Source organism: Candidatus Pelagisphaera phototrophica (assembly GCF_014529625.1).
In the GTDB taxonomy this organism is placed as follows: domain Bacteria; phylum Verrucomicrobiota; class Verrucomicrobiia; order Opitutales; family Opitutaceae; genus Pelagisphaera; species Pelagisphaera phototrophica.
The window spans coordinates 2,355,851-2,374,434 of the sequence record NZ_CP076039.1 but is presented as its reverse complement, the minus strand read 5'-3'; the positions used below and the strand labels follow the sequence as shown (position 1 = coordinate 2,374,434).

18 protein-coding genes and 2 tRNA genes are annotated in these 18,584 nt (G+C 50.5%); 12 read left to right on the top strand and 8 right to left on the bottom strand.

Translation table 11 applies throughout. The features are described from left to right. Position 1: 1 nt before the first annotated feature. Together GA004_RS10155 and GA004_RS10150 are read right to left on the bottom strand one after the other, a co-directional pair. Complete coding sequence (locus GA004_RS10155; RefSeq protein WP_283393746.1) at positions 2-1,087, bottom strand: hypothetical protein; 1,086 nt, start codon at positions 1,085-1,087, stop codon at positions 2-4. Between the two features lie 254 nt (positions 1,088-1,341). Beyond that, positions 1,342-2,442: a sugar kinase gene (locus GA004_RS10150; RefSeq protein WP_283393745.1), complete on the bottom strand. Its 1,101-nt coding sequence runs from the start codon at positions 2,440-2,442 to the stop codon at positions 1,342-1,344. A 217-nt stretch (positions 2,443-2,659) separates the two neighbouring features. Here GA004_RS10150 and GA004_RS10145 point away from each other — a divergent pair, with 217 nt between their 5' ends. The 9 genes from GA004_RS10145 to trpS all read left to right on the top strand — a co-directional run bounded on the left by GA004_RS10145 (position 2,660) and on the right by trpS (position 9,806). Beyond that, a complete protein-coding gene (locus GA004_RS10145; protein ID WP_283393744.1) occupies positions 2,660-3,835 on the top strand; it encodes a two-component system sensor histidine kinase NtrB in 1,176 nt (391 codons plus the stop codon). A 113-nt stretch (positions 3,836-3,948) separates the two neighbouring features. Continuing rightward, positions 3,949-5,313 carry a sigma-54-dependent transcriptional regulator gene (locus GA004_RS10140; RefSeq protein WP_283393743.1) on the top strand — a complete coding sequence of 455 codons (1,365 nt, stop codon included), beginning with the start codon at positions 3,949-3,951 and terminating at the stop codon, positions 5,311-5,313. A 155-nt stretch (positions 5,314-5,468) separates the two neighbouring features. Then, a tRNA-Gly gene (locus GA004_RS10135) sits at positions 5,469-5,544 on the top strand. A 342-nt stretch (positions 5,545-5,886) separates the two neighbouring features. Further along, positions 5,887-6,207 carry a hypothetical protein gene (locus GA004_RS10130; RefSeq protein WP_283393742.1) on the top strand — a complete coding sequence of 107 codons (321 nt, stop codon included), beginning with the start codon at positions 5,887-5,889 and terminating at the stop codon, positions 6,205-6,207. 19 nt (positions 6,208-6,226) lie between these two features. Next, the gene (locus GA004_RS10125) at positions 6,227-6,487 is read left to right on the top strand and encodes a hypothetical protein (RefSeq protein ID WP_283393741.1); all 261 of its coding nucleotides are present in this window, start codon (positions 6,227-6,229) and stop codon (positions 6,485-6,487) included. 32 nt (positions 6,488-6,519) lie between these two features. Next, positions 6,520-6,597: a VPDSG-CTERM sorting domain-containing protein gene (locus GA004_RS18210; protein WP_425492931.1), complete on the top strand. Its 78-nt coding sequence runs from the start codon at positions 6,520-6,522 to the stop codon at positions 6,595-6,597. A 105-nt stretch (positions 6,598-6,702) separates the two neighbouring features. Then, positions 6,703-7,269: a VPDSG-CTERM sorting domain-containing protein gene (locus GA004_RS10120; protein WP_283393740.1), complete on the top strand. Its 567-nt coding sequence runs from the start codon at positions 6,703-6,705 to the stop codon at positions 7,267-7,269. Between the two features lie 358 nt (positions 7,270-7,627). Then, positions 7,628-8,362, top strand: a complete 735-nt coding sequence (locus GA004_RS10115) for an acyltransferase (RefSeq protein ID WP_283393739.1) — start codon at positions 7,628-7,630, stop codon at positions 8,360-8,362. Between the two features lie 478 nt (positions 8,363-8,840). Then, complete coding sequence (gene trpS, locus GA004_RS10110; RefSeq protein ID WP_283393738.1) at positions 8,841-9,806, top strand: tryptophan--tRNA ligase; 966 nt, start codon at positions 8,841-8,843, stop codon at positions 9,804-9,806. A gap of 218 nt (positions 9,807-10,024) precedes the next feature. Here trpS and GA004_RS10105 read toward each other — a convergent pair whose 3' ends face one another. After that, positions 10,025-11,884 carry an alpha/beta hydrolase family protein gene (locus GA004_RS10105; RefSeq protein WP_283393737.1) on the bottom strand — a complete coding sequence of 620 codons (1,860 nt, stop codon included), beginning with the start codon at positions 11,882-11,884 and terminating at the stop codon, positions 10,025-10,027. 262 nt (positions 11,885-12,146) lie between these two features. On the opposite strand from GA004_RS10105, the gene GA004_RS10100 reads away from it, so the two are divergent. Then, complete coding sequence (locus GA004_RS10100; RefSeq protein WP_283393736.1) at positions 12,147-13,166, top strand: zinc-dependent alcohol dehydrogenase; 1,020 nt, start codon at positions 12,147-12,149, stop codon at positions 13,164-13,166. Between the two features lie 183 nt (positions 13,167-13,349). On the opposite strand, the gene GA004_RS10095 is transcribed toward GA004_RS10100, so the two are convergent. Then, positions 13,350-13,652 (bottom strand): AAA family ATPase, encoded by a 303-nt coding sequence (locus tag GA004_RS10095; RefSeq protein WP_283393735.1) that lies wholly within the window; start codon positions 13,650-13,652, stop codon positions 13,350-13,352. Between the two features lie 429 nt (positions 13,653-14,081). Here GA004_RS10095 and GA004_RS10090 point away from each other — a divergent pair, with 429 nt between their 5' ends. Beyond that, a complete protein-coding gene (locus GA004_RS10090) occupies positions 14,082-15,182 on the top strand; it encodes an acyl-CoA desaturase (protein WP_283393734.1) in 1,101 nt (366 codons plus the stop codon). A 181-nt stretch (positions 15,183-15,363) separates the two neighbouring features. Here GA004_RS10090 and GA004_RS10085 read toward each other — a convergent pair. After that, a tRNA-Arg gene (locus tag GA004_RS10085) sits at positions 15,364-15,440 on the bottom strand. Positions 15,441-15,928: 488 nt separating this feature from the next. On the opposite strand from GA004_RS10085, the gene GA004_RS18205 reads away from it, so the two are divergent. Then, entirely contained in the window at positions 15,929-16,264 is a 336-nt protein-coding gene (locus tag GA004_RS18205) for a GNAT family N-acetyltransferase (protein WP_425492930.1), read from the top strand. On the opposite strand, the gene GA004_RS10080 is transcribed toward GA004_RS18205, so the two are convergent. Genes GA004_RS10080 through GA004_RS10070 form a run of 3 tightly spaced genes read right to left on the bottom strand, consistent with a single transcriptional unit; the run spans position 16,167 to position 18,580 of the window. Next, positions 16,167-17,048 (bottom strand): lysophospholipid acyltransferase family protein, encoded by an 882-nt coding sequence (locus GA004_RS10080; protein ID WP_283393733.1) that lies wholly within the window; start codon positions 17,046-17,048, stop codon positions 16,167-16,169. The genes GA004_RS18205 and GA004_RS10080 overlap by 98 nt on opposite strands. Beyond that, complete coding sequence (locus GA004_RS10075; protein WP_283393732.1) at positions 17,045-17,302, bottom strand: acyl carrier protein; 258 nt, start codon at positions 17,300-17,302, stop codon at positions 17,045-17,047. The genes GA004_RS10080 and GA004_RS10075 overlap by 4 nt, the downstream gene beginning before the upstream one ends. 9 nt (positions 17,303-17,311) lie before the next feature. Then, entirely contained in the window at positions 17,312-18,580 is a 1,269-nt protein-coding gene (locus tag GA004_RS10070; RefSeq protein WP_283393731.1) for a beta-ketoacyl-[acyl-carrier-protein] synthase family protein, read from the bottom strand. Positions 18,581-18,584 lie beyond the last annotated feature (4 nt).

Below are 18,584 nucleotides of genomic sequence, written 5' to 3'. Positions count from 1 at the left end.
GCTAATTCTTAGAAATGCTCGCTTCGAATCTTGATGACTGGACAAGTTGCCTAAATTTACTGCGTTGTGTCTCCACAAGGAAAACGTCGCCGCGGAGCTTGTAGAACCAGCTCTTCCCGTCGTGTTTGAAAATCGCTGCGAGAATGCGTTCTTTAACACGTTCCTTGTCTGCGTCCGTTTGCGGTTTAAGGTCGAAAAGCACAAAGTCGAGGCCCCCAACTTCGAGAGTTTCCTGTTTAGAATTAACCTCGGAATCGCTCCAGGGGCGAAGTCCGATTTGCTGCCTCCAGCGATTTACATTGGCCGTGATCCCACCGGCATCTCCTGGAAAACTGGTGATTGAAAAATCTGCGGGCTCAAATCCTTCTAGGGGTGCTTCGTAGCTGGCAATGCGCATGGACGAGCCGTCGGATTCAGCCCAGCCCTCAGGTGCATCGAATGCGAGGACAGCTTCTTTAGGTGCCTCGCTGCTGGCGGCTGAAGACCCACGTTTGGACGCGGCGTCCGTAAACTTGAGACCATCGATAAACTGATCGAAGGTTGGTTTTTGCGAACGTACACCCTGTTGGGGTCCCGACATTTTGAAGAACCAGCTTTCCCCTTTGTAAATGAATATGGCGGCGACAATCTGAGTGGCGTCGGGGTCGTCGCTGTCGGGAAGGATGTTCACGATTTCGCCGTCGTGCCCGTCGATTCGAACCTCAGTGAGCCCTTGGGATAGTTCCTCGCTATTTATGGAAGAAAGTCCGGCCTGTCCTCTCCATCGGTTTACGTTCGCCAGAGTGCCACCAACGGCTCCGGGAAAGGATGAGACGGTGATTTCGACCTTTTTCCCGTCGTTGCCCTCAACAAGGTAATTTCCTTTGCGAAAAGCCGTGGGAGCGAGTTCGGTCCAAGCGGCAGGTTTAGTCCACTGGATCCAGCCACTCTCAGTGGGGGCTGAAATGGGAGCGGCCGCAGCCAGAGGAGTGGCTGCAACCGATTCCTTCGGCACATCGTAAACGGCAACCGAAGAGCGTTTGCAACCTCCTAAAAGTAAAGCACCGGAAACTAAAGCCACTAGGCTAAGTCCTAAATATCTCCTCATCAGGTCGGTAGCAAAATGTGAAAAATTGCATTAGGCAAGCAGGACCGGACTTCTGATCATACAAAAGGCGAGTAGAAGATATTCATCAGTTATCTAGAATTTCCGCTAATGCAAACTTGCATAGCAAAGCACAGGGCCAAAAACATTAGAACCTTTTAAATTTTTTTGCCTCTATCGCTCGAAAGCTAGAATTGGCTGCTGGGCTAGCGATTGGCTCAAATCGTTGAGACAGGCTGTCTTGGCCCGCGGGGTTGTTATCGGTCAACACGTGCGGATCCGCCCGCGACTAGCTTTTCTACTTCGGCCACGGTTGCCATGGAAGTGTCGCCAGGCGTTGTCATCGCGAGAGCGCCATGAGCAGCTCCGTATTCAACTGCTTGAGCGGCATCACCCTTTGTGATGAGGCCATAAATAAGTCCTGAAGCGAATGAATCCCCGCCGCCTACGCGGTCGAGTATCTCAAGTTCGGGACGGTGGGTGGCTTCGTAGAAAGATCCATCCGCCCAGCAAATCGCGCCCCAATCGTTAACGGTCGCCGTCTTTACGCCGCGAAGGGTGGTGGCGACGACCTTGAAATTGGGATAGTCCTCCACCGCTCGACTGATCATGGCTTTGAAGCTGTCGGTCTCCAGATTGGATAGGGATTCGTCAACGCCTTCGATTTTGTAGCCCAAGCTGGCGGTAAAGTCTTCCTCATTGCCGATCATGACGTCCACGTGCTGGGCAATTTCGCGGTTTACCTCTTGGGCTTTTTTTATGCCGCCGATGTCTTTCCAGAGGGAAGGTCGGTAATTGAGATCGTAGGAAACGATGGTACCAGCGGCCTTGGCTGCTTTGGCGGCTTCGATGACAAGGTCTGCGGCGGTGACGCTCAGAGCGGCGAAAATTCCACCTGTGTGCAGCCATCGAACGCCTTCTTTTCGAAAAAGAGTCTCCCAGTTGACGTCGCCCGGTCTCATTTGCGACGCGGCCGTGTTGCCGCGATCGGGAACCCCTTTCGCTCCGCGTATCCCGAAGCCACGCTCGGTGAAATTGAGTCCGTTACGAGTAGATCTTCCGATTCCATCGTAGGAAACCCAGTTAATATAGTCGGTTGCGACACCTCCTTGAAGTATGAAGTCTTCAATCAATCGGCCCACATCGTTGTCTGCCAGAGCCGTCACAACGGCGGTCTTGAATCCGAAGCAGCGACGGAGACCACGCGATACGTTGTATTCGCCTCCACCTTCCCAAGCGGTGAAGGACCGTGCGGTTCTTGTTCGCCCTTCGCCCGGATCGAGTCGAAGCATGATTTCGCCCAGTGATACACAATCGTATTTGCATTTTTCTGAAGGTCTTAGCTGAAGTGAGCTCATAATTTGCAGATCAATCAATAACCGTAAAAGGGAAAGGCAAGCGAAAAACTAACACGTGTGTGATGATGTCGTCGTATACTATATGAACAAGATTTGGTGGGGTGCTCGCGTATTACTTGATTTGCGGTGAATGTGACTGGTTCGTCGGGGTTGGAGGAGATGCTTTCCTTGCGACGAAAGATTGCCATCTGTATTTTTTGATTCTACTAGCCTTTCCATGAAGTTTGGAAAGAAGGAATCGTCGCTGGACCGTGTTCTTGGGCAGATCGATTCTCTGGACACAATCAATCTGACCAATCTAGTCAAAAAGCTCGCTCGTGAGAGGGAGCTGCTTGAAACCATCTTCAATACGGCGCTCGAGGGGATACTTGTGATTAGCGACCTGGGCGTTATCGATTACGCGAATATGGCTAGTCACCGCATGATAGGACTCAAGGATAAGGATGTTGGTGAGGCCTCTTTGTGGCGCCTCATTCCGGAATTGCGTGGATCGCTCGGACTAGACGAGGGAGCTCGGTTGGAGTCGTCCGTGAGCTCGAGGGAGCTACAGCTAACGTACCCGGAGAATCGATACGTTCGACTCTATATTTTGCCCTTTGAAGGCGAAGGCAAGGAGGGGGGCGATGCGCGATTCGTCGTGATTTTGTCGGACATAACGATCGAGAAGCAATCAACTCGGGAATCGATGGAGTCAGAACGGGTAGGTTCGATTTTGCTTTTGGCGGCTGGTGTCGCGCATGAGCTGGGGAATCCGCTCAATTCGATAACCATCCATCTCCAACTGATGGAACGCCAGTTGGCAAAGCTTGAGCAGACTCCTGCCCATGAAAAGCTAGCTGGCTCGCTTGAAGTATGTCGTAATGAAGTTTCGCGACTGGATGGGATCATCAAGAATTTTCTCGAAGCGGTTCGACCGCAAATCCCAGACTTCCAGACCCTCAATCTAAACGAGGTGCTAGAGGAGTCGCTTGAGTTTCAGTCCAACGAATTAGAAGACCGTGGTATCACAGCGGAGATCGATACTGGCGCAGAAAGCCCGATAGTTCGAGCGGACAAGCAGCAAATAAAGCAGGTGTTTTTCAACGTAACCAAAAACGCGATGGAAGCGATGCAGCCGGGCGGTGTTATTCGAGTCAAAATCCAGTCCGATGAAGAGCGCTTCTACCTTCGGTTCGGAGATTCGGGTTCAGGAATTAAGCACGAAGACCTGTCCCATGTTTTCCAGCCTTACTATACCACAAAAAAAGGTGGCACGGGTCTTGGTATGATGATTGTTCAGCGTATTATGCGGGAGCATGGGGGACAAGTTGGCATAGATAGCAAGGAAGGAATCGGGACGCTAGTAACCTTAGAATTTCCGAAGCAAAATCAAAAGTTTCGCATGCTAGAATAATTGCTGCTTAGCCCTACACCTTATTGGCCCGGGGCTTGTGCTGTTAATGCACGTTGAACAACTGTGTCATAATTACTCATTGACCTTATGGGTTTAGGCTCTTAACGAGAGACATGCTACCAACTGTCTTGATTGTCGATGATGAACGGCACACCCGCGAGGGGCTCCAGCAAGTTCTGGAGGATCAGTACGACATCTATTTGGCAGAGAATGCGGATCAGGCGTTCACACTCATGGAGAGTGAGACGTTCGATTTGATTCTGACGGATTTGCGAATGCCCGGAAAGTCGGGTCTCAAGGTCATTGACAAAGCGTTGGAGCTAAAAAACAGACCACCGGTTATCATGGTGACGGCGTATGGAAATGTGCCCTCAGCGGTTGAGGCGATGAAGCGTGGGGCCTATGATTTCCTCACGAAACCGGTCAATTTGGAAAAATTGGAAATACTAGCGAAACGCGCTCTTGAGTCGAAAACGCTCCAGGTGGAGGTCGAGCAACTGCACGAGCGGCTGGATGTGAAGTACAGTTTTGATGGTATTATAGGAAATTCGGCTGAGCTAAAGAATGTCATTGAGCGGGTGAAGCTAGTGGCGCCTTCGAAAGCGAGTGTCTTGATCGAGGGTGAAACGGGTACGGGTAAGGAGCGAATCGCGCAAGCGATCCACCAAAACAGCAATCGACCGCAAGGTCCCTTTGTTGCGGTCCATTGCGCGGCACTGCCTGCTAACCTACTGGAAAGCGAACTCTTTGGGCACGAGAGGGGTGCCTTTACAGGAGCGGCGGAGCGTCGGATCGGCCGGTTTGAACTGGCCCACGAAGGAAGCCTGTTTTTGGACGAGATCGGCGAAATCAGTTTGTCGACTCAGGTCAAACTGCTCCGTTTTTTAGAGCAGCGTACGTTTGAGCGCATTGGTAGTTCTAAATCCATTACAGTAGACATGCGCTTGATTGCGGCCACCAACAGGGACTTACAGGAGATGGTGCGGGAAGGTGCATTCAGAGAAGACTTGTTCTTCCGATTGAATGTGGTGCAGATCACGATGCCTCCACTAAGGGATCGCAGTGAGGATCTACCAGTACTTTTGAATCACTTTTTGCTGGAGTTCGCCGAAGAGAACGAAATTGAGGCACCGACTTTTGAGACAGGCGCGATGCAATGCTTACGGCGATACTCGTGGCCGGGAAATATTCGCGAACTTCGGAATTTCGCAGAGAACGCGGTGGTGATTCACCGGGGGAGCGTAATTCACGATTATGATTTAGAAGCAAAATTCCGGGGAGAGTCGCTTAGGATCGATGGGGAGCGGGTAATCGTTTCACCTTTGGATAAGGAAGAGAATGAAAAGCGTTTGCTGCGTGAGGCCCTGGCGGATTCCAAGGGGAATCGAACGAAGGCAGCAAAGCTTATGGGTATCAGTCGCCGCACACTTCACCGCAAGCTGCAGCAATGGCCTGAACTGGATGTGGTGGATCGGTGACGGAGCAAGGTTGCGGATTCCTAGTCAGCTACAGCAGGATCAACGGCCGCTAATGGTTCGTGAATAGGTTTACCGTTAGTACTATGCCAAATTCAAAATCTGGAATTTTCTATTGACTTAGGACATTTGAAATGGATTTTAACCGTTCATTATTTGCGGGCGTAGCTCAGTTGGTAGAGCACCACCTTGCCAAGGTGGCTGTCGAGAGTTCGAATCTCTTCGCCCGCTCCATTTTCCGCTTTAAACGGGGCTAAAGGTCCTTTTTTCTAGGACTTTTTTTGCTCTAATAAAGGCTAGTGCATTTCATTTGGTGTTGATGCCCCGGCTGGTTAGGAGCATCTTTGCGGGGAGGAATATTAAACGGCCGATCTCCGATTGACCTACTAACTATGTTGACTGGTTATTTTTGGGTGCTTGGAAATCATTGAATAACTTTTAAGTTATCAGGCGTTTTATATAGGTAAAGTGCTTATGTTGAGATATTAATGGTATTGAAGCTACTTTTCATTCTACCTCATTCTTCTCTGAAATAGCTTGTAATTCCCCGTTTTAGTGGCAGCTTAGTGGCAGTAAATGCCAAGAAGACCTAATCTAAAACCCAAGAGAAATAAGCAGGGGGGGTGGTTCATTGATCTGCCTCCGAGCGTTTCCCGCACAGGTAAACGTCAACGTCTCCACTTCCCATCAGAGGCAAAGGCCCACGCCGAATCTAGGAGAATAGAGACTCACGTTCAGAAGCACGGGGTTGGCAGTACTCGGTTTACGGCAAGCGAGAGTGCCGATGCCAAGGCGGCAATTGAAATACTCCAGAATCTCAATCCAAAGGGAGATTATGAACTCACACTAAAGGCCGCCGCTCAGCATTATTCAGAGTACATCACAAGCTTGGAGTAACCTTTTCGGCTCATCAGTCTTGGGCGGGTTTAGGGTTAATCAAGGATCAAGCGATTATACAAACGGCTGGTTTAAAGTCACAATCGACGGTTCATCTTCATTCACGCTTAACAGCTACGGCTACAACTCTACGCTCAATGAAGTAGCCATTGCTGGACAGGGAACTGTTGCTGGAGTCGCTGGAGTGCCAGACAGCGGTCCTGGCATCGTTGGCCTCGCTCTCCTCGGGGCGGGAGCCGCTGGGGTACGCTTGCTACGAAAGCTTAGGGCGAGCAAGTAGTCCAAGGCTAACGCCCATCATTGGCGAACACAGTGGGCTGTGGCTCCACAGCAGCCCTTCTTGGAGCTGGGGTAGCGGCTCTAGCCTTTGCGAGACGCAGGCTGGGATAGGGTATTCCTGTCTCAGAGATTATTCTTTTTTGCAAGGAACCCTGATAGGCACGATTAGGGTGCATTTTGCTTCAGATGGCGCGATACATGCATGAGGGAAATGCAATGAAACTTGCCGCGAATCTGCTCAAAATCAGTCTCCTGTTAGTGCTTCTCCCTGCTTCGGCATCGGCGATAACTATTACCATTTCGGCTCCGAGCAACTCGTCTACCGAATTAACAGTAACGGCGACTGGTGACGCTTATATTTCACATGGAAGTAATCAAGTGGCTTTTTCTGATATAGGCGATTATATCACATACGGCACTGGTCCAGATGATGAATATTTTAATCTTTCATCTGGGATTACTGCAAGTCATTACACGGAAGAAACAGCAACTAGGATATACCTGGACGCTGATAATGGTAGAACCATATCAAACGATGACGATTTGCGCATTGTTTTTGATGACTTATTTGGTATGGACAACATTTATACGTTCTCAGGCAGCGCAACGATAGACCTTTCGTCAGCTAATCATAATTTTGGCCAGTTTAACATAGGAACGTATGAGAAAAATGGCGATACTTTTATAGTTCAGTACAGCTCCGTCCCCGACACAGGCTCCACAGCAGCTCTCCTTGGAGCTGGGGTATTTGTGCTAGCTGCGGCTAGGCGCAGGCTGGGATAAGAACGGCTTCAGAGGTCCTTTGAGGGACAATTTTTTCTGGGGTCAGTCGATAAATATACATTGCGATGGTGCCGCCGCCCTGACCCCCTCCCCGTTGGTGTGCTTCAGCAAGATCAGCCGTTGCAGAAGACCAACATCAGAGTGCTGGTAGAATGCTTTTAGTGGCAGCTATACGGCAGTGATTGTTTTATCCCCACTTTGATATGACCCATATAAAATCATAAAACTTTTTCTATAAGGTGTTTAGGTATAATATGATTCTTTTAATATACAATGCTTGGAAATCACCCATTAACTTGAAGTGTTTCGGGGCTTTTGCGGAGAAAAACATAGCAACTAGCTAACTCTTGGTTAATATTTGAGTTCAGGAGAACATTCGCTTGAGGAAGTCGTTCGAGGCTCTAGGTTTCGACTCGTGATTGCCGCAGACTTTTTTGATTTACCTGAGAGCATGCCGTTTCAGGATTTTTTTCGTCCAGAAGCCAGACCGTGGGAATGGCTGCCAAAGATCAAGGAAGTGCTTTCAGGATTGGTGGGCAATACGGCTATCCGTGAACTCCCTGCAGGCGTTCATATTGAGGGCGAAGTTTATCTGGGAGATTCTGTCAAACTGCCGCCCTATTGCTTTATCAAAGGACCTTGCTGGATCGGCGATGGAGTGGAGATACGCCCAAGTGCCCACATTCGCGGAAACGTCATCATCGGGGCGGACAGCGTTATCGGAAATTCCTGCGAGTACAAAAATGCTCTGCTAATGGAGAAGACCCAAACGCCGCACTTTTCCTACGTGGGCGACTCGATTCTGGGAAGCGGTGCCCATTTAGGGGCAGGGGTGATTCTTTCCAACCTTCGTTTCGACCAGAAGAATATTCTAGTGAACCTCGACGGGGAACGGGTAGACACTGGCCTGCGGAAGTTTGGAGCCATTTTGGGGGACAACGCAGAAATTGGCTGCAATACCGCCGTAATGCCAGGATCGATAGTGGGCAAGGGATCCCTGATTGGTCCTACTACCAGCTTTTCTGGGTATCTGGAGCCAGGAAAGCTATACCTAGAAAAAGGCGGGCATCGCAAGATGCCGTTGAAGGATTAGTGGGGCGCTGGACGAGGTTAGCGGGTAGGGAACGACGACGGGCCCCTCGGTGGAAGATTGATTCGGGCACTCAGGGCCCTACCATTTCGCCTCTATTCCCTTCCTGGTTGGTTCTCTAAGGTATCATTTTAATGACCTTAGCCCTCATTCGAAATCTTCATTGTTTCCTAACCTGAGAGAATGTCAGGATCCGTGCTGCGAATATAGTTCGGTTTTAAAGCCGAAAAGGTTTCCGCTTTCTCCTATCATTATCGCGGCCGCGAAATGAAGCTGGGCAGCGAACAGCAAACGAAGCCAATGTCGCATAAGCGAGATTCGAAGACCCCTATAAGTCGAGGCTAGGTTGCCTCCAGCAACCTTGACCCGTTCCTCTTTTTTGTCGCTGGGCTTGGTTTACCTCGTTTCCTATCTCCCAAGAAAATGAAGATCTGGGTTGATCTGGTCGTTGCGGGTCTCTACTCAAAGGCCAAGCTAAATTATGAGAATACTCTCTGGTATACAGCCATCAGGCATCCTCCACGTGGGGAACTATTTTGGGATGATGAAGCCGTCAATCGAGCTTCAGGATCGAGGAGACGCGTTTTACTTCATCGCGGACTATCATTCCATGACCTCGCTCTACGATGCGAATTTGAGGCGTGAGTACACACGGCAGGTGGCAATCGATTTTCTGGCCTGTGGCTTGGATCCGAAGAAGGCTGTGCTGTTTAAACAGTCAGATGTTCCGGAACACGTAGAGCTATCCTGGATACTGTCCTCGATCTGCCCTATGGGTCGATTGGAGCGTTGCCACAGTTACAAGGACAAAATCGCCAAAGGCCTTTCCGCTAATCACGGGCTCTTTGCCTACCCGGTCCTCATGGCGGCCGACATTCTCATTTACGATGCTGACAGCGTGCCGGTCGGGCGTGACCAGAAACAACACGTCGAAGTGACTCGCGATCTCGCCATCAAGTTCAATCAGACTTATGGAGAGACCTTCAGGGTACCAGAACCTGCATTTCGCGAAGGAGCGGAAGTCATTCCTGGCCTCGATGGCCAGAAAATGAGCAAGAGCTACAATAACGCGGTAGAGATCTTTGGAGAGGAGAAACCGACCCGAAAGCGACTGATGAGCATCGTCATGGACAGCCGTTCTCCAGACGAGGCCAAGCCGGATGCGGAAGAGAACCGAGCCATTCAGTTGATCAAACATTTAACCACCCCTGAGATCTACAGTGAGGAAGTCGAAAAACTGAAAGCAGGAGGCTATGGGTACGGAGACCTTAAGAAGCGGCTGTTTGAACTTTACTGGCAGTACTTTCGTCCGGCTCGAGAACGCCGGACAGATCTCATGCAAAATCTAGACTACGTGGACCAGGTGCTTGCTAACGGGGCAGAGAAAGCTCGAGAAATAGCGCGGAGTGTGAATCAAAGAGCGCGCAAGGCCTGCGGCTTGGAGTAGTCGGTTTCCCCACGGAGCGACATGGATGGATGGAAGAAATAGCTTCGGATTCCTTTATCATTCAGGGAGTTGCCCAAATCAGTTAGATCGCGAACGCTGTTTGGTCTTCGAATGATCGAGAATTTGTTACGTGGAATAGACTACTCGCGTAGAGAAGGGGAGTATATCCTACCTGAAAGGTGGACATGCGAGGCCCGCTTTTCTGTCATTTTATCAAATTACAATGCGCTCCCGATAAACTTCGCTAGGTTTTCGTAGAAGCGGATGGTGGGCCTTTCGGAGACCATTCCGTGCTTGTTGAAGCTGAGGATCTTTAGGGTCACATCCTTGCCCGCTTTTTTGAGGGCTTTGTGCATGAGTCGAGATTGCCGGGAGGCGACGATCTCATCGGCGCCACCGTGGAGGAGGTAAACAGGAGCTTGGATCTTGTCGGCGAGGGTAACGGCGGAGGCGTTCTGCCATAGCTCCTTTTCGTTGTCGTAGTCGCCGTAGTACTTGAATTGCTTCAGCTTCCAGTAGATCGGTTCTTTAGCGAATTCCCGATCCATTTCCTTGACCCAGTCATAGACACCGGCGTAGCCGATGGCGCAGGAGAACAGCTCGGGGTATTCGGCTGCGGTTCTCAAAGCTACATGGCCCCCAAAACTCGAGCCATAGATAGCGGCCTTACCGGACTTTGAAAAGCCTTCATCAATGGCCCAGCGAACACCGTCCGCTACATCGACGACAGAGTTTCGAATCGCTTCGAGATGACTATAGGGACTGTACTCAAGGCCATACTCGCTCGAGCCTCGATAGTTGATTTTTAAAACAGTGTATCCGAGTGCCGCAAAATACTGCGCCTCGCTATCCCAGTCCCAATAGTCTCTCGCTCGGGGTCCGCCGTGGATCATGGTGAGGAGGCCTTTCCGGGCAACGCCATGAGACGGTTGAGTGAGAAGGGCGTGAATCGGCGTGCCCTCCCGATTAGGGAAGGTGATCGATTGGGTAGAGGCAGTTTCTGCGGGATCGATCCAAGGCCGCTCCTTTCCAATTAGTTTCGTGTGGCCGGTATCGATCTCGAAAAGTAGCCATACACCCGGATTGCGGTCACTGTGTCGGCGTATGACTGCATGCGTTTCATCAAGAGCAAAGCCTTGAATGTCGTTCAAGGTGTGGGGGAAGGCCGCGTTTATTTTCTCTTGAATTGCATGGTGTTCATGCTTGAACCAAATGGTCCGGCGGCGATCGGACTGGTAGCTAAAGCCAAAAGTGTCTTCGGTCTCGGGGTCGAGTATAAAGGTCTCGGGAATTAGGTCGTAATCGGAGTCTTCGATACGCGGGCCGTAGAATTCATTCAGAGCGCAGTCGAAGGCCTGGGCGATCACTCGGTTTTTGCCTGCGGGGCGGTGAAAGGAAAGGACTTTCTCAGGCTCATTTAGGAATAGGATCCCGAAGGAGTCGGTTCCGAGATGGATCTCTTTCCAATCGGCCTCCTCATTGAGTCGATATTCGAATCGGTCATTTTCGTCTTCATCTACCCACTGGCGAATCCTCGCAAAACCGTTCTTATCCGTAATCCAACTAATGACGTGTCCTGGATTTTTAGCGACCCTTTTGCGCGATCCGGAATCGAGATTGAAAAGCTCGAGATCGAAAAACTTTTCACTCTTGTCAGTGTCCTTGATGAGGATCCGGTCTGGGGTGTCAGGCATGAGGTCGTAGACTTGCACATAATCACAGGGCTCTACGGCGCTCAGGCGTCTGTTTACCGAGAACACTTCGGCAGGGATTCCGAGCTTCTCGGCAAAAACAATGACCTGATCTGGACTGACCCAATAGTAGTCATAAATCTGGTTTCCTCTCTCTGCTTTTATGCTGCGGCGTTTTCCTGTTTCAAAATCGTGGCTAAACAGGGCTCGCTGACCATTATTCCCAATGAAGGAAAGCGAGTGGTTCCCCGGTGAAACGCGGGCATCTTCAATGTCGGGTTTGAAAAAAAACTTATCGGCGAGGTTCTTGGGTTTGCGTGGGGTCGCCAGCGAGGATGTCGCAGCGAGTATAAGCGTGTAAAGTATCAGATTGAGGATCAGTGACATTGGGAAGTGATGGAATAAAGAGTGGGGGTATTATCAAGATTAGGAAAGGGGGAAAGATCTCGTGTCTATTTTATACGCTCAGTGGATAAGGATAAGACTCAAAGAACGAGGTAGAACAAAGGGCTGATTGATTTTTCTACATGGATCGCTGAGGTCTTGCGTCTGGAAAATTGAGAGGACTATGCGAATAGGTCGACTTGACAGAGCGATCGAATCACTTCCGGAGTTGCATTGCTGGTGTGGATTGGGCTCAATTCAATCCGTGAGAGCCGTACAAATTACAGGACCGCGCAGAGCGGAAATTATTGAAGTTGAGATTCCCACACTAAAGCCCGGAGATGTCCGGGTGAAGCTGCAGAAGACCTGTCTATGCGGCTCGGACATTCCCTACTTCGGTTACGACCAGCAGTGGTTGAGTGACGAAGGCAAGCGAAGCCCCTATGGACACGTAACCTATGAACGCGAAAAGGTTTACCCATTGCCGGTTGGGCTTTCCTTACATGAATGTGTGGGTGTCGTAGAGGAGTCTGCGTCCGATCGATTTAACGAAGGCGACTTCGTGCTAGGGCTTCCGTTTCATCAGTACGGATTTTTCGAATACCTGACACTGCCGGAAAATCGTGTTTTTTCGTTGCCTGAAAGCCCCGTTTCCAAGGAAGAACTCCTACTGGCCCAACCTTTTGGGACATTGCTCTACGCCTGGCGAAAGATGCCAGACGTCGCTGGAAAAACGGTAGTGGTCCTTGGCCAAGGGCCGATCGGGCTCATGTTCAACGCCTTGTTGAAACAAAAGGGGGCGGCGGCCGTAATTGGAATTGATCGACTTCAGTACCGGCTAGAGACGGGTCGTGTCGTGGGGGCCGATCATACGATTAATACGACCGAAACCGATGTTCTGGAAGCGGTTTCCGAACTAACCGGCGGAGTACTGGCCGACATTGTAATTGAAGCCATCGGACATGCCGAACTGGCTATTAATGAAGCGATCGAATTGGTGCGTGTCGATGGGGTTCTGTTCGCGTTTGGCGTAGTAGATCACGATTATCGGGACCACTATGCGCTGGGGAAAGCGTTTATGAAGAATATGACGATCCATCACTCGGTGGGGGCAAAGGATGCCGGCGACTTCATTGAGGCCGCACGGATGATTGCTGCGCGAGAGGTCGACCTGAAACCTTTGCTGACTCACTCTCTGCCCTTTGACGAAGCCCAGAGGGCTTATGAGCTCTTTGTAGATCGGCAAGACGGGTCGATTAAGGTCGTGATTGATTTCGAAAAGTAGAGCGCCTTTCTTCGGGTGCTTCAGCACGGACACTTAGACTCGCACTCGAAACGGCAAATTTACGTTTTGGCGATCGAGCGTCGAAATTCCCGTCTAAGTGTCCGTACATCCACCTCCGAACGATAGGGGCTGTATCGAAGCTGTAACGCCCTCTGTTTTAAGTGTTGTAGCGGGTCGGCTAATTCACGGTTTGATCGGACGCGAGGCGCCATCGATCGTTACCAAACCTCGCTCCAGAGCTTCGAGCAGGGCGTATTGAGATTTAGGGGAGGCCCGGTTAATCTCTTCGGCGAGTACGATGCTGGAGAAGACAGGACCCTTGAAAAACTCGAACTGATTATCGGATCCTTTGTAAATGGAGACACCAAGGATGCCTGATGGCAGAATATCAATGGTAAATTGGATGCGGTTGAATTGGCAGTCGAGCGACTTTGCAAAGACGTAGGTGAGGGTGGTTTTACCAACGCCCGGCACGTCTTCGATCAAAATGTGGCCCTCCGCAAGGAGTCAGGTCACAATCGCGTCTATGGCGTCGCTTTTCCCGTGTAGGCGGGTAGCTAAAGAAACCTTGAGTCGATCAAGGGGATTCTGCAGGTTCGAAGCTGGTGGTGAGTCTAGGCGTTCCACTGAGTTATGGGTGAGGGGCAAGATTCGACGCTGTCCAACATCAGTAGGCTGATTCCTCGAAAAGATTCAAAGTTTTAACGAGCGGGATCCGCTTTTGTATTCACTCCTAAATCGGTTCAATTTTACGTATTTCGTCAGTTTAACGGTCTTATTTCTATTACTGATTTTGCCAATACTCAGGAAATTAACCTAAAAACCGTTATCTAAGGGTTGCGTAATGAAAGAAAATCGCGACAAATGCGGCTGTTTTTGAACAAACCTTCCCACTTAGGGACTTCTATTTTACACATGCGTATACAAAACTGGGGAACCTTTGGCACGATAGCGGGCTATCACGTCGCGCTTTTCACTCTGCTACCATTCATTATTAGCGATTTCAACTTCGCGACTTTCGTAATCTACTTCGTGACTTTTGTTCTCTCTGGGTTCGCGATTACTGCCGCCTATCATCGCTTGTTTGCCCACAAAACTTATGACGCGAACCCGTTCTACGAGTGGTTTTGGCTCATAATGTCGATGCTCTCGGGTCAAATGTCCGCCTTGAGCTGGTCCAATGACCACCGCATCCACCACAGCCACGTGGACACGGAGAAAGATCCCTACAATATTAACCGAGGATTCTGGTTCGCTCACGTCGGCTGGCTTTTCGCCAGAAAGCCCATTCCAATCAATGATCGAATCGTCGGTGATCTTTTGAAAAACAAACGAGTCATGTTTCAGCACAACCACTACGGGAAGCTGTTTCTGCTCGTAAATGGGACTGTATTCGCTCTCGGCTGCCTATTCATGTCTCCGCTGGCTTCCTTTGTCGGTTGCGTGCTGCTTCGTATTTTTACGATTCACCATTGCACTTGGTTCATCAATTCATTGGCCCACATCTGGGGCTCGCGCACTTACTCTAAGGAACAGACAGCGGCAGACAACGCCCTGCTAGCCGTAGTGACTTTCGGTGAAGGATACCACAACTACCACCACGCGATCGCCAATGACTACCGCAACGGTATCCGCTGGTACCATTTTGACCCTACCAAATGGCTGATCTGGACCTCGTCCAAGATCGGTCTCGTAAAGAACCTCCGTTGGGTGAACAACATTCGCATCCAGCAAACCTTGGTCAAAAACGACAAGCAGTTGCTTCTGGAGCGTATTCGAGATGAATTTGACGAAGGTGCGCAAGAGGTGCGTCACAAGCTTGAGGAGATGTCGAAGCAGTTTGAGGGGAAGGCCGCTGAATTGGCCAAAGCCTACCGTGAACTGAAAGTGGCGACAGAAGAACGCCGCCAAGTATTGCTGCTCGAAATCAAGGAACTGCGCAAAGAGCTACGAACTGCCTGGAAAAACTGGGTATCTCTTACTGAGCTAACTGAAAAGCAATACGCGTTGGCGTAGGCCTGAGGGGGCGTTTGGCGATTAGTTGTTAGCACCTAGCGTCATGTTGTTTGTGTCAGGCCCTTTACATGAGTAGGAGCGGTTTTACACCGCGATCTTAAATGGTGTTTCTCGTCCGTCTTTCGTTGTCCTCGGCGTTCGGTTAATCGATCCTTCACCCTTTGTAATAAAGCTTTAGTCATGGTAGGGCAGGAGGGACTCGAACCCCCGACCACCGGATTAGAAATCAGGTGCTCTATCCAGCTGAGCTACTGCCCCACGGGTAACTCTCTCGCGTTACGAGCCGGAACGAAATACGACGCGTTTCGAAAACTCAAGATCGAAAATAAGGAGATTTCACTGATGTAGCCTGCTTCTGAGGCAGCCGCTCCGTGGAGATTCAATGGGAAGACAAAAAGGTTAGTGTCAGGACCCCTTTTCTGCACTTTTATTTGGCCGGACGGGGTAGATTACAAAGGTTAAAGAATCAGCAGATTTTGTCAGAGATGGGTATACGAATAGCCGAAGTGGGTGACTGGAAGAGTATCGTTCGGATTTATAACGAAGCGATATAAACCCGTATATCAACAGCGGATACGGAATACGTATCAATTGAAAACAAGGAAAACTGGCTGAAGGAACACTCTGAAGAAAGGTATCCCATTTACGTTGCCGAAAATAATGCAGAGACGGAGGGATGGTGCAGTCTGAGTCCTTACCTTTACGGCCGATCGGCCTTCGATAAAACTGCAGAAATTAGTTACTAGATTTCAGAAGCGCATCGAGGCAAGGGAGTTGGTACCGGGTTCCTCGGGCGAACGATCTCAGATTGTTCCCGTCTGGGTATCGAGATAATCGTCGCCATATTGCTCGGATCCAATGCTCCGAGCATCAACCTATTACTGAAATTCGGATTTGAAGAGTGGGGACGACTCTCTGGGAACGCTGAAATCGATGCCAATCGATACGATCACACCTATATGGGAAAAAGGTTGTGGGAGGGGCTTAGTCCCGCCAGCGCCGATGTCCCCAAAGATACTGGGTGGGGTCTTTGCGGATGGCGGCCTCTAGGTCACGATTCAAGCTGCCCAGGATTCCTCTGAGATCTTCGTTCTTGTTCCCACTGCGTGGCTGGTGGATTAGGTTTGAGGTGGAGATCTCGAATTTCCTCGGTCCAATACGGCGGCAGGAGGCGAAGCAAAGTGGCGTGCGGGTGACCAGGTGCAACATGGCCGGGGTCTTAAAAGTGGACGCCGGATGACCAAAGAAATCGATCATCATTCCATAGTCGCCCGCGTGCTGATCGAATAGGAGGGCAAGGAATTCTTTATTTTCGAGAACCTCAAGAAATCGACCCGTATTGCTATCGTGTTTGGGGATTGGGCGAAACCGGAACCGGGACTTCCTTTTCTTGACCATGGACTCAATGAGCGGATTGTTCATGGCTCGGGTGATACCCGCCACAGGCTTGAACCTAGAGACCCAATGTCCAGCGACTTCCCAATTCCCAAAGTGTCCTGATGCAATAATGAGGCTCTGCTCGGGATCCTGCATCACGGCAAGCACATCTGGCTTTATGTCGAGCACGATGTTATCAGTGGTATCTTCATCGCTTAGGAAATCTGTAGAACGAAGAGACTCTACGACGACAATGGCCATGTGGTGAGCCGCCTTTTTCGCGATGGCTCGAGCCTTCTTGGGATCGGACTCAATCCCGCTGCGAATGACATTGTCGCGTCCCACTATCTGGCGTTTGCGGTCAAATACCCACCATACATTGGCAGTGCCGCGAGCCACTTTACAAGTGAACGTGTAGGGGAGGGAATCGAAGAGAAAAAGTACGACTCGGAACAAGCCATACTCGATGAGATGCCGAAGGTGTTTCAAGCGCCGTTTTTGATGAGCAAATCGACGAGTTCTCCAAGCGTAGTAATGCTGAGAACTTCCTTTGCCTCCAAATGGACTCCAATTTCCTCCTCGATATCGTAGAGTAAATCGAGGATGGTGAGAGAATCGAGCCCGAGGGATTCGATCGTCGAATTTCGACCGAAATTATCCCAATCCGGTTCTGTGGTAGAGGATTCTTCGAGAATGCCTCGAAGCTGCCCGATGATTTTTTCTTCTTTTGAAATGTCGCTCATAAATTATTTCTAGTTGCTAGGTCCGAGTACCAATACGCCGTTGCCGCCGCCGAATCCGAAACTATTTTTCATTACTGGTCTTGAATCAATGGATACTGGTTTTGCTCCGACCATATGGATTCTGCATTCCGGGTCGGGACTTTCATTGTTTAGATTGGGAGGGGAGATGCCATGCTCAAGGGCGAGAAAAGCAGATATGCACTCGAGAGCTCCTGAAGCGCCGAGGGCATGCCCGAAATAGCTTTTGTTGGCGACGACAGGAACGTCGTCGGCGGCATCGCCAAAGACACTGCGGATTGACTTACTTTCACAGGCGTCATTCCCGTGAGTGGCAGTACCGTGGGCGTTGATGTGCCCTATGTCCTGAGGTGAGACACCCGCCTCATTCAAGGCCATTCTCATGGCTTTCGCTTGGCCTTCCGAACTTGGGTTTGTCACGTGGGTCGCATCTGACGACTCCCCATAGCCGAGGACCTCTCCACGAATAGGTACGCCTCGAGAATGGGCGCTTTCCAAGGTTTCTAGGATGAGCGTCCCGGCCCCTTCGCCTAAAATAGTACCTTCCCGATCTGCGGCGAAAGGGCGGCAGGCTTTGATGGGGTCCTCAATTTTGGAAAGCACGCCTATGTTATTCCAGACAGGATAGAAAAAGGGGTCGAAAAAGCCGTCCGATCCACCGGTAAGAACGGTCTGTGCATATCCGTCACGGACCATGCGATAAGCGGTCCCAATTGCATTAGTTGCCGATGTGCAAGCGGATACGACCATGTAGTTGGCACCCGTGAGCTTGAACTGAAGAGAAATGCCCGCTGAAATCGCGTTGTACATGCAGCGAGGCACTGCAGTGGGTCGAGCTCTCTGAGGTCCTTTCTCAAACATAGCCTGCATGGACTTGTAGTGGCTTTCCGCGCTTCCAACCCCTGTGCCATAAATAACGGATACATCTTGAGGGACGATTTCCTGCTCTTGAGAGAGGAGTTTGGCATTGAGCAGGGCATCTTGGGCAGAAACGACCGCCAGGTCGAGAGCCCGATCACTGGGACGTCGACCCATGGATTTCAGCCGTGCTTCCGCCAGTCCCTCAGGCACTTCAGCACCATTGCGCACTTTCAATGCGGAGGTGTCGATGGCACGAATGGGTCCGATGCCGGTTTTGCCCTCAATCAAATTCTTCCAGACAGTTTTTTCATCAACGCCAAGGGGCGAGGCGATTCCCATACCGGTTACGACGACTCGGTGGCGGGCGGAGCCGGTTCTTTGGCTGGGTTCATTAATCATATAG

Excerpts from the sequence above, each read along its gene's own strand:
- GA004_RS10105 (WP_283393737.1), bottom strand. The coding sequence starts at position 11,884 with ATGTCACTGATCCTCAATCTGATACTTTACACGCTTATACTCGCTGCG.
- GA004_RS10150 (WP_283393745.1), bottom strand. The coding sequence starts at position 2,442 with ATGAGCTCACTTCAGCTAAGACCTTCAGAAAAATGCAAATACGATTGT.
- GA004_RS10130 (WP_283393742.1), top strand. The coding sequence starts at position 5,887 with ATGCCAAGAAGACCTAATCTAAAACCCAAGAGAAATAAGCAGGGGGGG.
- GA004_RS10140 (WP_283393743.1), top strand. The coding sequence starts at position 3,949 with ATGCTACCAACTGTCTTGATTGTCGATGATGAACGGCACACCCGCGAG.
- GA004_RS10155 (WP_283393746.1), bottom strand. The coding sequence starts at position 1,087 with ATGAGGAGATATTTAGGACTTAGCCTAGTGGCTTTAGTTTCCGGTGCT.
- GA004_RS10090 (WP_283393734.1), top strand. The coding sequence starts at position 14,082 with ATGCGTATACAAAACTGGGGAACCTTTGGCACGATAGCGGGCTATCAC.
- GA004_RS10070 (WP_283393731.1), bottom strand. The coding sequence starts at position 18,580 with ATGATTAATGAACCCAGCCAAAGAACCGGCTCCGCCCGCCACCGAGTC.
- trpS (WP_283393738.1), top strand. The coding sequence starts at position 8,841 with ATGAGAATACTCTCTGGTATACAGCCATCAGGCATCCTCCACGTGGGG.
- GA004_RS10145 (WP_283393744.1), top strand. The coding sequence starts at position 2,660 with ATGAAGTTTGGAAAGAAGGAATCGTCGCTGGACCGTGTTCTTGGGCAG.
- GA004_RS10120 (WP_283393740.1), top strand. The coding sequence starts at position 6,703 with ATGAAACTTGCCGCGAATCTGCTCAAAATCAGTCTCCTGTTAGTGCTT.
- GA004_RS10075 (WP_283393732.1), bottom strand. The coding sequence starts at position 17,302 with ATGAGCGACATTTCAAAAGAAGAAAAAATCATCGGGCAGCTTCGAGGC.